This window comes from Shewanella sp. SR44-4 (genome assembly GCF_014163715.1).
Taxonomy (GTDB): Bacteria; Pseudomonadota; Gammaproteobacteria; order Enterobacterales; family Shewanellaceae; genus Shewanella.
The window spans coordinates 150,473-165,136 of sequence record NZ_JACJDU010000003.1; the positions used below are offsets into that span (position 1 = coordinate 150,473).

The following is a 14,664-nucleotide window of genomic DNA, read 5'->3' on the forward strand; positions in this document are numbered from 1 at the left end:
ATGTGCTTATCAGTTCCGTCAAAAGTAGTTGAAATTCATGATGATGCAACAGTCACTGTTGATACGCTTGGTGTTAAACGTCGTGTGAGTTGTCATTTAATATGCGACCCGTTGGCATTAGGCGACTTTGTATTGATTCACATCGGTTTTGTGATGAATAAAATTGACCACAATGATGCACAAGAAAGCCTCGATTTATATCAACAAATTGTCGCTGAGATGGAATTGGAGTCTGAGCAATGATTAGCCTCAATGACTTTTATCAAGGGTTTCGAGATCCTCAGACTATTCGTCATTTAGCGCAATTGATTGCTCAACAAGCGGCTAAAACGACTGAGCAAATAAACATTATGGAAGTGTGTGGTGGCCACACCCATACCATTATGAAGTACGGTTTATTACAGCTTTTACCCGACAATATTCACTTTATTCACGGTCCGGGTTGCCCAGTGTGCGTTATGCCTAAAGAGCGAATTGACCATGCCGCTACCCTTGCCTCTCAAGCCGATACCATTTTAGTCACCTTGGGCGACATGATCAGAGTGCCAGGTTCAATGGGCAGCTTGGCGCAGTTTCGCGCTAAAGGCTGCGATATTAGGCCTATATACGATCCATTGGATACCTTAAAAATTGCCCAAGATAATCCTGACAAAACCGTGATTTTTTTCGCTATTGGTTTTGAAACCTCGACGCCAATGACGGCCGCCTTACTGGCACAGGCTGAAGCACTGAAAATAGACAATATCTTGTTTCATATTAATCATGTGCTGGTTCCACCCGCCATTGATGCCGTGATGTCTGATAGCCGCAGTAAAGTGAATGCTTTTATCGGTCCTGCTCACGTCAGCGTGATTAGTGGGGCTCAAATCTACCAATCAACTGTCGACCAATACAAAACCCCTGTTGTGGTGTCTGGGTTTGAACCGGTAGATGTGATGGAATCTATTTTACGTATTACACGTCAAAAAGTGGCAGGAAAAGCAGAGCTAGATAACCAATACAGCCGCTCAGTGAGTTACGAGGGCAATATTGCTGCACAACAACTTGTCGACAAATATTTTATGGTCCGTGACAGCTTTCGCTGGCGTGGATTAGGGCCTATTGCCAAGTCTGCTCTAACATTACGCCCTGAATATCATCATCGCGATGCCGAACGCATTTATGCAAAAGTATTGCCGACAACCGAAATTGATGACCATAAAGCCTGTATGTGTGGCGATATTTTGCGAGGCTTAGCCAACCCTAAAGACTGCAAAGTGTTTGGCCGTGGCTGCTCACCACAAACACCGCTGGGCAGCTGCATGGTTAGCTCAGAGGGCGCGTGTAATGCTTATTACCGCTATGGAGAAGTTAATCATGCCATCTAAAAAGACGATTCAACTTAGCCACGGTGGTGGCGGTAAAGAAATGGATCAATTGATCCACGATTTGTTTTTTAAAGCTTTTGATAATCCGATTTTAACTTCGCAAGAAGACGCGGCCAAACTGAATATGTGTGGTCATATTGCTTTTACCACTGACTCTTTTACCGTTTCACCGTTATTTTTTGCTGGTGGCGATATCGGTAAACTCGCGATTGCCGGCACGGTAAACGATTTAGCCATGATGGCTGCACAACCCGAATATTTAAGCTGTAGTTTTATTATTGAAGAAGGTTTTCCACTGGATGACTTAACCACTATTGTGAATAGCATGGCTGCTGAATTACACAAATCAGGCGCGCGGATAGTTTGCGGCGACACTAAAGTGGTGCCTAAAGGCTGTGCTGACGGACTATTTATTAATACCTCGGGTGTAGGGCGTATTTTACATCCGAATATTTCAGTGCGTAATTTACAAGTGGGCGACGCCATTATTGTCTCTCGTGACATTGGATGTCATGGTGCGGCAATTTTAATGGCCCGTGATGGCTTAACACTTGAATCTGAGTTGTGCAGTGACTGCGATACGCTATGGCCGATTGTTGAACAACTGCTGGTGGCAAATATCGATATTCATGCCATGCGAGATGCGACCCGCGGTGGTTTATCTGCGGTGCTAAATGAGTGGGCCAAAGCCTCGAACGTTGGCATTGATGTTGAAGAAGCCTGCATTCCTATTTGTGATGAAGTAAAAGGCTTATGTGAGTTATTTGGCTTTGAACCTTTCGATTTAGCCAATGAGGGCACCTTTATTATGGCATTGCCTATGGATGTCGCCGAAGGGGCTATTGAGGTGATGCAGCGCTATGGACATTGTGAACACGCAGCAATTATTGGCCATGTTACTGAACGCCATCCTGGCAAAGTGGTGCTACAAACACCTTGGGGCAGCAGTCGCTATTTAGATTTACCACAAGGTGAATTACTGCCAAGGATTTGTTAATGCATGAATACTCGATTGTGATGTCATTAATGGAACAATGCGAAGCGCTTGCACAGCTGCATAAAGCCACACGAATTGAGCAAGTTGAACTAAAAATTGGGGTGTTAAGTGGCGTTGAGCCAACCTTACTGTCGACAGCTTTTGAAACGTTTAAATTAGACAGTGTTTGTCATGAGGCAAGATTAATTATTAATGTTCAGCCATTAGTGTTGCAGTGCAATCAATGCGAACAACAATCGCAAGTAGATGAACGAACCATTGTTTGCCCCATTTGCCAGTCAAATAAAACCACCGTGATTGACGGTGAAGACATGATGTTAATGCAGCTTGTCATGGACACATAACACAATTTTTATTAAAGCGTCATATTGAAATACCCTAACCTAATAACCAGAGTAACCTTAAAAATACAAGGACAACACCATGAAATACTTATCAATTGCCTTTATCCTTGCCACTATTCCATCTATTGCTATGGCGCATGAGGGACATGGTGGTGTTGGACTGTTTCACCATTTAATTCAATTAACACCCGCCATTGCTCTTGTGGCAGTTGTAGCGTTTATCTATTGGAAGCGCAGTAAGTAATTGCCCAACCTGTAGTCAACACGTTATGCGATGCTAAAGCTAAAATAGTTTGCTAGATCAACGCGATTAAACGTTGGTTATTTACCTTGGTTAGCACAACGCTTGAAACGCTGCTTGAAACGCTGCTTGAAACGCTGCTTAAAACCTTGATGATATAAAGGCTGCCAAACAAATAAGCCTTCCATCGGAAGGCTTATTATCTTGTTGCATTGCAAATGTAGACTTAGAACATTTCTGCAGGCATTGCCATTATCGATTTATCACCCTGATTAACTTGTGATAAATGATACTGAGATTTTGATAATAGCTTATCCATATAGAAGTCAGCCACAAACTGCTTTTGGGCAGCAAAGCTAGCATCTTCATGACTTGACGCTTTGTCGGCCATCAATAGCCAGAAGTAACCGTATAAGGCATAACCAAAGGCATCTAAGAAGTCGACAGCACAAGCGTTAACTAATGCTGGTTGAGTTTTCTTGTTGTCATTGACGTAGTTAGCTGTTGTGAGTAACTCCGCAAACACTTGGCTTACCATCGCTTTATGCTCAGTATTAGCCTGAGTTAATTGCGCAATACTTGCATTCATTTCAGTAACAAATTCAGTCAAAGTGGCGACATTATCGTAAGTAATTTTACGGCCTAAAAAGTCGATAGCTTGAATACCGTTAGTGCCTTCGTATATTTGTGCAATACGGGTATCACGAACAAATTGCTCGATACCGGTTTCACGAATATAACCATGACCGCCAAACACTTGCTGACCCATAACCGTGGCATCTAAACCGCGGTCGGTTAGAAATGCTTTTGAAACAGGTGTAAGCAAACCAACGTACCTAGCCGCTTTAGCTTGCACATCGCCACTGGCATACTTTGCTAAATCCAACTGCTTACCGGTATAAACCGATAATGCTCGGCCCGCTTCCGTCATCGCACGGATAGTGAGTAACATGCGGCGTACATCGCCATGCACAATAATAGGATCGGACGTTGCGCCAGTCGCTGAACCTGCAGCAGCAACACCCTGTAGGCGATCTTTAGCATAGTCTGTGGCCATTTGATAAGCCGCTTGTGCGTTACCTAGACCTTGTAAACCAATGGCTAAACGCTCGTAGTTCATCATAGTGAACATACACACTAAACCGCGGTCGGGCTCGCCAACTAAGAAGCCTTTGGCGTTATCATAGTTCATCACACAGGTAGCTGACGCTTTAAGACCCATTTTGTGTTCAATAGAACCCACCGTAACACCATTAGCTTCGCCTAAGCTACCATCGGCATTAACACTGATTTTAGGCACGACAAACAATGATATGCCATTCGAGCCTGAAAGTTTTGCGAGTACTAAATGAATGACGTTTTCAGTTAAGTCATGATCGCCGCCGGTAATAAAAATCTTGTTACCGGTAATAGAATAACTGCCATCATCAAGCGGTTCTGCTTTGGTACGAATACCTTTTAAATCAGAACCAGCATGTGGCTCAGTCATGTCCATTGCACCAGCCCATTGGCCAGAATATAAATTAGGTAAATAAGTTTGTTTTAATTCTTCATTGGCATGTGCGTTAATACATAACGCCGCACCAGCGGTCAGTGAGTTATATAACGTAAACGAATTACACGAGCTGTAATTCATTTCATCCACTAACACGCCAAGCATTTTTGGCATGCCCATGCCACCAAAATCTGACTCACCACAAAGCCCTACCCAGCCGCCTTCTGAAAACTGCTGATACACTTCTTTAAAGCCATCAGGAGTAATAATGTCATTACCTTTATGAACCACACCTTGCTCATCACCACTGCGATTTAAAGGGTGAAGCAGATCACGGCTGATCTTATTCGCTTCATCTAGAATGGCTAATGCAGTATCCATGTCGACAACATCTGCCATAGCTGGAAGTTGTTCCCATGTAGCTTGGGCATCAAATACCTGTTCCAACAAGAATTGCATGTCCTTCAACGGGGCTTGGTATGGGTTCATAAGAGTCTCTTAAACAAATAATTAAAACAGTTGTTTTAATTTATACTAAAGCGCTACAAAAAGAAAAGCTTTTTAGCAATTATCTAACCATAATTTGACGAATGTCGGCTAGAGCGAGCCTTTATCTCGATAGTTTACGTTTCTCAGCCCAATAGGGTTCCAATGAGTTACAATTACCCGTACGATCCTTGAGTTAGCAGCTTATTTGATTGAGATCTAAGGCCATTTTGAACTTTATTTGATGACCCAATAGGTCCAAACCCAAGTATTAAGCCCGAGTATTAAACACGAATATTAAACTCTAGTAATAAACCATAGCGAACAGCACTTTTATGCATACACGTACTGACGAGATCCCCCCATCATCTTCCCAATCTGAGCACTATCAACAGATCACCGTCATTGGTAATGCACATGGCGATTGGCAACCAGCCGACATTGGACATACTTTTATTTTCAATGGGACTGAACATGATGCCGATAACGTTATTAACATTTGTAATGGTCCTTATGCTGGTTCGCATCAGGCCTTCGTTGTCAGTAATAGTTTAGATGACAATCAATTAGTTTCATTGCTAACCGAAGTGGGTGAAAAACTCGAAGGACAACTTAACTGCTGGCCATCTTCGGGATTGGTGACCATTTTATTGATGTCGTTGATGGCAAAACAGGTCAATGTACAACGTATGTCTTTATTACCGTCTTTAGCGAGACCCAATGACATGCCTGCCTCAGAACATTTACCTTGCATGGTGCATAATTGGTTAGGTGAGCGTCGTATTGCATTAGGTTTGCAACTCACCAGTAATAATATTCAGTGGCCCGAATTGTTTGTAGATGATGCCTCTATCCTATTGCTTCACGAAGCTGAACCCGTTGATATTAATCCGTTTGAGGTTCTATTGAGTGATGCGGTTCGTCGACGCCAAAATGAAGTGTTGACCCCAGATAACGCTGACTCGAAATTTAAAATAGCCCAGCGCTTAGCCTTGCAAGTGACGACTGAACAACCTGACAATCTTGATGTGCAATATGCGTTGTTAGCCGCCTTGAGTAACTTACCGAGCGTGCAATGGTTAACCTATGCTAACCAAAGCGATCTCATCATGGCAGAGTCTTTGTTTTATAATCAGTATCCACAAACAGCCAGTTATTGGTACCTTATCGATAATCAAGCATCACAATACTTAGATACTATCCGCCATCACCTTGCTTATTGTCAGCAAGTCATCGCGTTAACGGCAAAACAGGCTAATGCAGACTCGTAAAGTATTGGTTAACACCAAACAAAAACGCCTCTATTTAGAGGCGTTTTGTTGTTAATGATTAATGGTTAATGGTTAATGGTAACCAATTACCACATTAAATCATCTGGAATTGCATAATCTGCATATGGGTCATCGGCTCCACTCACCTGCTCAACAGAGTCTTTAGCGGCTTTATCCCATAAGTAACCACACCATTGTGGAACAAGTAACTTCACTCGTTCTGCGAGCTTATGCGGCACGATGTAGGTTTTATCTTCATAACGGACTATGCCTAAACTGCCATTGAGTAAATCAGCTTGGATTTTATCGGTAATATAAACCGAATAAATTTTGTTTTCTAACGTGAAGTTAAACTTAAGCTCAGCATCACGGGCTACGGTAATGGCAAACTTAGAAAACTCGCTGATTAAACCACGTACTTGACCTTTTTCAGATGCTTCAGCAAAGCGCTTTTCATTCAATGCTTTATCTTTTTTAGCTTGTTGCAACTTTTGCTCAGCAATTTGTTGCTTGAGCTCTGAACTGCCGTCATCAACTTTGGCTTTTTTGTCACGACGCTTTTGTGTTTTTGCATCGCGTACTTTTTGTTTACTGGCAAGACCTGCTTTAAGCAGTTGATCTTGTAATGCATTTGCCATGGTATTTACCTTTAAATTTATCGATTTTTATAAACCGTGCTTGGCGGCTATGTCGCCTAATTCTGTCATTGCAATACTGGCTCCACCCAATGACCAACCACCATCAACAGGCAAAACAACACCGGTAATGTATGACGCCATGTCAGATGCAAGGAACAAAGCTGCATTAGCAATATCTTGACCTTTACCATTGCGTTTTAGCGGCACACTATTGGCCACTCGTTGTTGCAGTTCCTCACTGGGGGCTAAGCGATTAAAGCCTTCGGTATCTTCTATTGGACCAGGTACGATAGAGTTAATTCGTATCCCTTCAACACCCCACTCTAACGCTAATGTACGAGTCAACATATCGACTCCGGCTTTAGCGGCGCAAACATGCACTTGTAACGGCATAGCGATATACGCTTGTGGTGCGGAAATTTGAATAATGCTGCCATTCGGGCGAGATAACAATGGATAAGCTTGTTTCAATACTTGAAAACTGCCAATTAAATCAATATCGATAACCGATTTAAAGCCATTGTTCGACAGCTTTGCCGCACTGGCGGGGAAGTTACCCGCTGCGCCACTCACTAACACATCAATATGACCGTAAAGGTCAGCAATTTTTGCAAAACCAACCGTTAATGCATCGTTGTCACGTACATCGAAACTGACACCTAAATGTTTGGCGTTCGGGTTAGCTTGGATCAGTAATTCTACCGCAGCATTAACCTTATCAATACTGCGACTTGCGACCGCAACATTGGCGCCAGCAGTAGCAAATTGAATCGCAACTTGAAGGTTAATGCCAGATGTACCGCCAACCACAACAACATTTTTGCCTGTGTAATCAAACCCTGTTCTATCAAACCCTTTGTCATCAAACATAGTCATCCCTTATTTCTGTGTGATTTGGTTAATGTAGATAAGTTTCCTTTAGCCACTAGATTGACCAAGTCCATGACTCAGTAAACTTTGCCGTTAGCGCGATAACAAATCAAACATGCAGTGATTGATAAATAGCTTTAAGTGCTGCTAATGGATCGGCTGCTTGAGTGATAGGTCGACCAATCACCAAATAATCTGACCCTGCCGCAATGGCCTGGGGTGGTGTCATGACGCGATGTTGATCACCAGCATCACTGCCTGCGGGTCTAATCCCCGGCGTGACTAAGGTAAAATCTTGTCCAAATGATGATTTAAGCAATTTAGCTTCTTGAGCGGAACACACAACCCCGTCTAACTCTGCTTGATGAGTCAATTTGGCTAAACGTAGTACATGTTCAAATGCAGGGACATTAATACCAAGTAATACTAAATCTTCATCTGACATCGATGTTAATACGGTAACGGCTATCAATATTGGTGCATCTTCACCAAATGATATCAATGCTTTTTTGGCTGCCTGCATCATGGCTAAGCCGCCACTTGCATGCACATTGGTCATCCACACGCCTAAATCAGCGGCGGCGGCAACGGCTTTTGCAACCGTATTGGGAATATCATGAAATTTTAAATCAAGAAATAAATCAAAATTACGACTGTGGATGTCTTTAACCAGATCGGGTCCGAATAACGTAAACATCTCTTTGCCGATTTTTAAACGACACATATCTGGGTCAAGTTTATCAATAAAGGTTAATGCGTCATTTTTATTGTCATAGTCGAGGGCGACTACAATGGATTTATCAGTCATTAGGACTCCAGCGGCAATAGCTTGTGTTAATGCATTTATTATAGGGATTCTATCTTGTGATGGCGACGTTATTCGCCATCGAGGCCTTTTATTCGCTTGATACTGCCCCACTGTTTACACGATGGACAATGCCAATACAAACCGTGAGAAGGGAAACCACAGGCAGTACAGCGATAACTAGGGCGGAATTTAATTTGTTGTTCAACAAGTTGTTCAAGCATGGACAGACTTTGTTTGGCTTGACCATCTTCAGCTTGTTTAATGTGTAATTTCATTAAATGCTGAAAGCCTTTCATGGTCGGATGACGATATAAATTATCGAGCATCATGGTTTCAGCACTTTGATGCTGGCCGAGGCTAATTTTATGTTCGGCGAGTGCAACTACCACACTGGCTCCCGCGCCATCGGCAATCGCTTTGGCGAGCAGCTCATGAAAACCATTTGGATCTTGGGTATCTCGATACACTTGCTTTGCAATTGAAACACCATCGGCAAATAAATTAATATCTGCCACTTTTAACTCTTGTAGCGCCTGCTTACATAGCTCAAATTGGCCAGCATCAAGATACATTTTAGCTAAGGTTAACCAAGCACGGCCGCATTGGGCGTCTTGTTTAATGGCTTGTTGTAGTTTTTTGATTTTATCAGCATCATTATTGGCTTCATCAGCTAACTGACAATAAAAATGGGCCGTGGTGCATTTAAGCACTTGCTGACGTTTACGAGGTAGGCGTTTAGTGATATTGATGGCGTCTTGCCACTCTTTAGTCACTTGGTAGATTAACAGCAGTTGTGTTTCAGCTTCTTCACTGTGGTCATCTTGGCTGACTAAGTTAATAAAGATTTCTTCAGCACGGTCATAAAAACCTGCAGCCATATAATCTTTACCTAACTCCATCATCGCAATGTCACGCTGCTCATTGGTTAAGCTGGGCCTAGCAATCAAATTTTGATGGATGCGAATGGAACGATCCACTTCACCACGTTTACGAAATAACGAACCTAACGATAAATGGGTGTCGATAGTTTCATCGTCAACATCGAGCATGCTGATGAATAAATCAACCGCTTTGTCAGACTCGTTCGACAATAAAAAGTTAAGCCCAGTAAAATAATCTCGGCTTAATTTTTTAGTCTGCTGGCTATCGCTATGACGAATACTGCGTCGTCCCATGTACCATCCATAACCGGCAGCGATAGGCAATAACAAGAACAAGATTTCTAGCATACTAGGCGGCTTGATCCTTAGGCGTTACAACTACACTGGTTGCATCCGCAGCGGTGAGCTTTTTAAGCGCTTTGTTACTTTTACGCAATGCGAGTTTTAACTTTACGATGTGATAACTTGCAAATATCCAGCTGATAATAAACCCGCTGAAAAATACCACAGCAAGCACCATAGGCAATCGATACTGCCCTTCAGCAATAAAGTAACTTAAGGTTACGACTTGTTCATTTTTAGCGCCAAATAATAATGCTAGAACAAACATCAATCCAACCAGTACAACGACAATAAATGATCTCACGCTATTCTCCATGAAGGTGCATCAATATAATGATTATCCAAGAAATTTACTGGGCTGACCAGCATTGACTGCCATTAGATACAAAAAAGCCTCCAATAGGAGGCTTTTTATTCAAGCGTTAATCAAGGATTAACAGCATCGACACGTTCGCGCAGCTCTTTTCCCGGCTTAAAGTGCGGTACATACTTGCCTTCCAAGTCAACAGAGGTTCCTGTTTTTGGATTACGACCCGTACGAGGCGCACGATAGTGAAGTGAAAAACTACCAAATCCACGGATTTCTATACGATCACCGGTTTCTAATGTTGTCGCCATTTGCTCCAACATTTCTTTGATTGCACTTTCCACTTCTTTCGCCGACAGTTGCGACTGCCTAGTGGCGAGTTTTTCGATAAGTTCAGATTTTGTCATCTTAGCTATCCCATATTATCAAGCCAAACACAGTCGCCTAATGGGGACAAAGTCCCCATACAACAGACGATTTTCGATTACTTACGAGCTGCTTTAAAGGCTTCAGCCATTGCGCTGCTCATTACAACATCGTCTTGCTTGTTCAAAGTAGCAATCGCTTCTTTCTGTTCAGCTTCATCTTTCGCTTTGATAGATAAGCTGATAGAACGGTTCTTACGATCTACACCCATGAACTTAGCTTCGATTGCATCACCAACTGAGTATACAGTAGATGCGTCTTCGATGCGGTCTGCAGAGATGTCAGCTACACGAATGTAACCTTCAACTGTTTCTGCTAATTCAACTGTAACACCTTTTGCGTCAACAGCAGAAACAGTACCGTGAACTACGGTGCCTTTCTTCTTGTCAGCTAGGTATGCGTTGAATGGATCATCTTCAGTTTGCTTAACACCTAGGCTGATGCGCTCACGCTCTGGGTCTACTGAAAGAACTACAGCATGGATCTCATCGCCTTTCTTGTATTCAGAAACTGCGTCTTCGCCAGTACCGTTCCAAGAAATGTCAGATAAGTGAACAAGACCATCGATTCCACCGTCAAGACCGATAAAGATACCGAAGTCAGTGATTGACTTGATCTTACCAGATACTTTGTCGCCTTTGTTGTAACGAGTTGCGAAGTCATCCCATGGGTTAACTTTACACTGTTTAAGGCCTAGAGAAATACGACGACGCTCTTCATCGATGTCTAGTACTAACACTTCAACTTCATCACCTAAGTTAACAACTTTAGATGGGTGAATGTTCTTGTTAGTCCAATCCATTTCAGAAACGTGTACTAAACCTTCAACACCTTCTTCGATTTCAACGAAACAACCGTAGTCAGTTAGGTTAGTTACGCGACCAGTAAGACGTGTGCTTTCTGGGTAGCGCTTGCTGATTTCTAACCATGGATCTTCGCCAAGTTGCTTAAGACCTAGTGATACGCGAGTACGTTCACGGTCATACTTAAGAACTTTAACGTTGATTTCGTCACCAACATTAACGATTTCAGATGGGTGCTTAACACGTTTCCAAGCCATATCAGTGATATGTAAAAGACCGTCAACACCACCTAAGTCTACGAATGCACCGTAGTCAGTAAGGTTTTTAACGATACCTTTAACAGCTTGACCTTCTTGTAGATTCTCAAGAAGAGTATCACGTTCAGCACTGCTTTCAGATTCGATAACTGCACGACGAGAAACAACAACGTTGTTGCGCTTCTGGTCAAGCTTGATAACTTTGAATTCTAATTCTTTGTACTCTAAGTGAGCGGTGTCGCGAACTGGGCGCACGTCAACTAGAGAACCTGGTAAGAAGGCACGGATACCGTTTAATTCAACAGTGAAACCACCTTTAACTTTACCATTGATGATACCGATTACAGTTTCAGCATCTTCGTACGCTTTTTCTAGAACGATCCAAGCTTCATGACGCTTAGCTTTTTCGCGAGACAATTGAGTCTCACCGAAACCATCTTCAACAGAGTCAAGGGCTACGTCAACTTCATCACCTACTTGGATTTCTAAAACGCCTTGTGCGTTTTTGAATTCGTCAGCATTGATTGGGCTTTCAGACTTAAGACCAGCGTCAACAAGTACCATACCGTTTTCGATGGCAACAACTGTACCACGGACGATAGAACCTGGACGGAACTCTAGGGTTTGAAGGGATTGTTCAAATAGATCAGCAAAAGATTCAGTCATGTTTTAGGTTACTTTCATTAAATAAACCACCATCCATCCTAGATGTGGAGTCTAGTAATATTATTCGTGTCATCCTTAACACGAATACCTACTGCACAATAATCGACCATTCGATTACGCAACAGTAATTTTTTGTCCAACGTATTCAAGTACTTGCTTCAATACATCTTCAATACCTATGCCGCTTGTATCAATAACAAGTGCATCATCAGCTGGGACTAGAGGTGAAGCGGCGCGATTGATATCACGGTCGTCTCGTTCAATAATTTCAGCTAAAAGGCGGTCGATTTTAACATCGAAGCCCTTGTCCTGCAACTGATTATAGCGTCTTTGCGCACGTTCTTCAGCAGACGCAGTTAAAAATATTTTTACTGGTGCTTTAGAAAAAACCACTGTGCCCATGTCGCGTCCGTCGGCAACAAGTCCTGGAGCGGCACAAAATGCACGTTGACGGCGTAATAATGCCTCACGTACGCGTGGTAATGCCGCCACTTTTGAGGCAGCATTTGAGCATTCTTGTGTTCGAATGGTGGTGGTAACATCTTCACCTTCGAGAATCACTTTAATGGCATCTGCCTCGGTGCCCGTTAAAAATTGAACATCAAGGTGTGCAGCCAATAAGGTCAGTGCTTCTTCGTTTTCTAGCTCAACATCATGATGAATAGCGGCTAAGGCTAAAACACGATAAATCGCACCACTGTCTAACAAATGCCACCCTAAATGTTGTGCCAACAATTGGCATATCGTCCCTTTCCCTGCACCGCTTGGGCCATCGACTGTGATCACTGGAGATCGTTCAGACATAATTTCCTCCGAAAATAATCTATCTTCCTTGAAAAGATAAAGGGTTCATCAAAATAAGCGCGCGCATTGTATAACAAAAAAATGTTAATTACTGATGAATTTTCGGTTATTAAAACCAAGATCGCCCTTTAGCACATACCTGATGCGCTAAAGGGTCCGTTTTAATTCCGCGCTGTAATATTATTTTGCTAGCTGTACAAATTGAGCAAAGTAATCTGGAAATGTCTTAGATGTGCAGTCTGGATCGTTAATGGTGATACCACAATCAGCAAAAGCCATCATTGAAAAACACATTGCCATACGATGATCATTATAGGTATCAATTGCTGCAGTATTTAATTCTGCAGGTGGTGTAATGGTAATATAGTCATGGCCTTCTTCAACTGTCGCGCCAACCTTACGTAATTCAGTGGCCATGGCCGCTAAGCGGTCAGTTTCTTTAATACGCCAGTTATATATATTGGTCAGTTTTGTGGTGCCCTTGGCAAATAAAGCCGCTGTTGCAATGGTCATTGCAGCATCAGGGATATGATTCATGTCCATTTCTATCGCGCGAAGGCTCGATTTTCTGGCAATAATGAAATCATCGCCCCACTCGATATCTGCCCCCATTTGGGCTAACGCATCGGCAAACTTAACATCGCCTTGAATACTTAAGCGTCCAACACCAGTGACTTTAACTTCACCGCCTTGGATAGCGCCTGCCGCGAGGAAGTAAGATGCCGATGAAGCGTCGCCTTCTACCAGTACTTTACCTGGTGAGACATATTGTTGACCGGCCTTAATTTCGAAACGTTGATATTGATGATTGATCACTTCAACACCAAACTGCTTCATTAGCGCAATGGTGATATCAATATAAGGCTTAGAGACAAGCTCGCCTTTAATATTAATGTTGACGCTGTCTTTGGTCAGTGGCGCGACCATGAGTAATGCGGTTAAAAACTGGCTTGATAAATCACCGGCAATGTCAACATTACCGCCATTTAAGCCGGTTGCCTTAATGGTTAATGGTGGAAAACCGTCATTTTTAAGATACGTGACATCGGCACCTAATTGACGCAGCGCATCGACCAAATCCCCAATTGGGCGCTCCTCCATGCGAGGCTCACCGGTTAAGGTAAATTCGCCATGGCCTAATGTGAGTGCGGCGCATAATGGTCGCATTGCAGTGCCTGCATTGCCAAGAAATAAACTCTGTGCGTCCACAGATGAAACAGCGCCACCTAAACCGGTTAGTTCACAAACAGTATTATTGTCAGACAGCTGGTAATGCACACCTAACTGCTTTAATGATGCCAACATATAGCGAATGTCATCAGAGTCGAGCAAGTTCGTCAGAGTGGTTTTACCCTGCGCTAAAGTTGCGAGTAACAGTGCACGGTTTGAAATGCTCTTAGAGCCTGGAATGTTAATTTCGCCATTCATGCGAGTAATTTGGTCTAGACGCAGTTGTTTCATTAATACTCTTCTTTAGTGTTGCACTCATTAAACGTCTATCGACCGAGATATGAGTAAAAGGCTTCGCTGGAGAAATAAGTGTGACATTGTTAACGTGATGCGGATCGGTGCACATCTTAAAATACATGTCACTGGCAATTTTTCGGTACAGTTTGCTAATAATTTACTAAATAATTCTTCGTAGCCCTACGTTACTGATT

General features: G+C 42.8%; 16 protein-coding genes. 6 read left to right on the plus strand and 10 right to left on the minus strand.

Annotation, left to right across the window (positions count from 1 at the left end):
• The 5 genes from H5125_RS02850 to H5125_RS02870 all read left to right on the plus strand — a co-directional run bounded on the left by H5125_RS02850 (position 1) and on the right by H5125_RS02870 (position 2,952).
• Complete coding sequence (locus H5125_RS02850) at positions 1–243, plus strand: HypC/HybG/HupF family hydrogenase formation chaperone (RefSeq protein ID WP_011637566.1); 243 nt, start codon at positions 1–3, stop codon at positions 241–243.
• Positions 240–1,367 carry a hydrogenase formation protein HypD gene (gene hypD, locus H5125_RS02855; RefSeq protein WP_182743498.1) on the plus strand — a complete coding sequence of 376 codons (1,128 nt, stop codon included), beginning with the start codon at positions 240–242 and terminating at the stop codon, positions 1,365–1,367. Before H5125_RS02850 ends, hypD begins: the two co-directional genes overlap by 4 nt.
• Complete coding sequence (gene hypE / locus H5125_RS02860) at positions 1,357–2,364, plus strand: hydrogenase expression/formation protein HypE (RefSeq protein ID WP_182743499.1); 1,008 nt, start codon at positions 1,357–1,359, stop codon at positions 2,362–2,364. Before hypD ends, hypE begins: the two co-directional genes overlap by 11 nt.
• Positions 2,364–2,708, plus strand: a complete 345-nt coding sequence (locus H5125_RS02865) for a hydrogenase maturation nickel metallochaperone HypA (protein ID WP_162023214.1) — start codon at positions 2,364–2,366, stop codon at positions 2,706–2,708. The genes hypE and H5125_RS02865 overlap by 1 nt, the downstream gene beginning before the upstream one ends.
• Positions 2,709–2,787: 79 nt before the next feature.
• Positions 2,788–2,952, plus strand: a complete 165-nt coding sequence (locus tag H5125_RS02870) for a hypothetical protein (RefSeq protein WP_174839639.1) — start codon at positions 2,788–2,790, stop codon at positions 2,950–2,952.
• Positions 2,953–3,175: 223 nt separating this feature from the next.
• On the opposite strand, the gene H5125_RS02875 is transcribed toward H5125_RS02870, so the two are convergent.
• Positions 3,176–4,933: an acyl-CoA dehydrogenase C-terminal domain-containing protein gene (locus H5125_RS02875; RefSeq protein WP_182743500.1), complete on the minus strand. Its 1,758-nt coding sequence runs from the start codon at positions 4,931–4,933 to the stop codon at positions 3,176–3,178.
• A gap of 332 nt (positions 4,934–5,265) precedes the next feature.
• On the opposite strand from H5125_RS02875, the gene H5125_RS02880 reads away from it, so the two are divergent.
• Positions 5,266–6,201, plus strand: a complete 936-nt coding sequence (locus tag H5125_RS02880; protein WP_182743501.1) for a hypothetical protein — start codon at positions 5,266–5,268, stop codon at positions 6,199–6,201.
• Between the two features lie 86 nt (positions 6,202–6,287).
• On the opposite strand, the gene H5125_RS02885 is transcribed toward H5125_RS02880, so the two are convergent.
• The 9 genes from H5125_RS02885 to aroA all read right to left on the minus strand — a co-directional run bounded on the left by H5125_RS02885 (position 6,288) and on the right by aroA (position 14,464).
• A complete protein-coding gene (locus H5125_RS02885; RefSeq protein WP_101087092.1) occupies positions 6,288–6,839 on the minus strand; it encodes a DUF2058 domain-containing protein in 552 nt (183 codons plus the stop codon).
• Positions 6,840–6,866: 27 nt separating this feature from the next.
• A complete protein-coding gene (locus H5125_RS02890; RefSeq protein WP_182743502.1) occupies positions 6,867–7,709 on the minus strand; it encodes an SDR family oxidoreductase in 843 nt (280 codons plus the stop codon).
• 109 nt (positions 7,710–7,818) lie between these two features.
• Positions 7,819–8,517 (minus strand): orotidine-5'-phosphate decarboxylase, encoded by a 699-nt coding sequence (gene pyrF / locus H5125_RS02895; protein ID WP_182743503.1) that lies wholly within the window; start codon positions 8,515–8,517, stop codon positions 7,819–7,821.
• Positions 8,518–8,585: 68 nt separating this feature from the next.
• Complete coding sequence (lapB, locus tag H5125_RS02900) at positions 8,586–9,746, minus strand: lipopolysaccharide assembly protein LapB (protein WP_101087089.1); 1,161 nt, start codon at positions 9,744–9,746, stop codon at positions 8,586–8,588.
• A 1-nt stretch (position 9,747) separates the two neighbouring features.
• A complete protein-coding gene (locus H5125_RS02905) occupies positions 9,748–10,044 on the minus strand; it encodes a LapA family protein (protein WP_162023219.1) in 297 nt (98 codons plus the stop codon).
• A gap of 122 nt (positions 10,045–10,166) precedes the next feature.
• The gene (ihfB, locus tag H5125_RS02910) at positions 10,167–10,454 is read right to left on the minus strand and encodes an integration host factor subunit beta (protein WP_011637578.1); all 288 of its coding nucleotides are present in this window, start codon (positions 10,452–10,454) and stop codon (positions 10,167–10,169) included.
• A gap of 77 nt (positions 10,455–10,531) precedes the next feature.
• Positions 10,532–12,199, minus strand: coding sequence for a 30S ribosomal protein S1 (gene rpsA / locus H5125_RS02915; protein WP_059743635.1), 1,668 nt, complete (start codon positions 12,197–12,199; stop codon positions 10,532–10,534).
• Between the two features lie 114 nt (positions 12,200–12,313).
• Complete coding sequence (cmk, locus tag H5125_RS02920; RefSeq protein WP_101087087.1) at positions 12,314–13,003, minus strand: (d)CMP kinase; 690 nt, start codon at positions 13,001–13,003, stop codon at positions 12,314–12,316.
• A 180-nt stretch (positions 13,004–13,183) separates the two neighbouring features.
• Positions 13,184–14,464: a 3-phosphoshikimate 1-carboxyvinyltransferase gene (gene aroA / locus H5125_RS02925; protein ID WP_101087086.1), complete on the minus strand. Its 1,281-nt coding sequence runs from the start codon at positions 14,462–14,464 to the stop codon at positions 13,184–13,186.
• Positions 14,465–14,664 lie beyond the last annotated feature (200 nt).

What these genes read in the sequence shown, in the direction of transcription:
- hypD (WP_182743498.1), top strand. Translation starts at nt 240, where the DNA reads ATGATTAGCCTCAATGACTTTTATCAAGGGTTTCGAGATCCTCAGACT.
- H5125_RS02850 (WP_011637566.1), top strand. Translation starts at nt 1, where the DNA reads ATGTGCTTATCAGTTCCGTCAAAAGTAGTTGAAATTCATGATGATGCA.
- aroA (WP_101087086.1), bottom strand. Translation starts at nt 14,464, where the DNA reads ATGAAACAACTGCGTCTAGACCAAATTACTCGCATGAATGGCGAAATT.
- H5125_RS02870 (WP_174839639.1), top strand. Translation starts at nt 2,788, where the DNA reads ATGAAATACTTATCAATTGCCTTTATCCTTGCCACTATTCCATCTATT.
- H5125_RS02880 (WP_182743501.1), top strand. Translation starts at nt 5,266, where the DNA reads ATGCATACACGTACTGACGAGATCCCCCCATCATCTTCCCAATCTGAG.
- H5125_RS02875 (WP_182743500.1), bottom strand. Translation starts at nt 4,933, where the DNA reads ATGAACCCATACCAAGCCCCGTTGAAGGACATGCAATTCTTGTTGGAA.
- hypE (WP_182743499.1), top strand. Translation starts at nt 1,357, where the DNA reads ATGCCATCTAAAAAGACGATTCAACTTAGCCACGGTGGTGGCGGTAAA.
- H5125_RS02890 (WP_182743502.1), bottom strand. Translation starts at nt 7,709, where the DNA reads ATGTTTGATGACAAAGGGTTTGATAGAACAGGGTTTGATTACACAGGC.
- pyrF (WP_182743503.1), bottom strand. Translation starts at nt 8,517, where the DNA reads ATGACTGATAAATCCATTGTAGTCGCCCTCGACTATGACAATAAAAAT.
- cmk (WP_101087087.1), bottom strand. Translation starts at nt 13,003, where the DNA reads ATGTCTGAACGATCTCCAGTGATCACAGTCGATGGCCCAAGCGGTGCA.
- ihfB (WP_011637578.1), bottom strand. Translation starts at nt 10,454, where the DNA reads ATGACAAAATCTGAACTTATCGAAAAACTCGCCACTAGGCAGTCGCAA.
- rpsA (WP_059743635.1), bottom strand. Translation starts at nt 12,199, where the DNA reads ATGACTGAATCTTTTGCTGATCTATTTGAACAATCCCTTCAAACCCTA.
- H5125_RS02865 (WP_162023214.1), top strand. Translation starts at nt 2,364, where the DNA reads ATGCATGAATACTCGATTGTGATGTCATTAATGGAACAATGCGAAGCG.
- lapB (WP_101087089.1), bottom strand. Translation starts at nt 9,746, where the DNA reads ATGCTAGAAATCTTGTTCTTGTTATTGCCTATCGCTGCCGGTTATGGA.
- H5125_RS02885 (WP_101087092.1), bottom strand. Translation starts at nt 6,839, where the DNA reads ATGGCAAATGCATTACAAGATCAACTGCTTAAAGCAGGTCTTGCCAGT.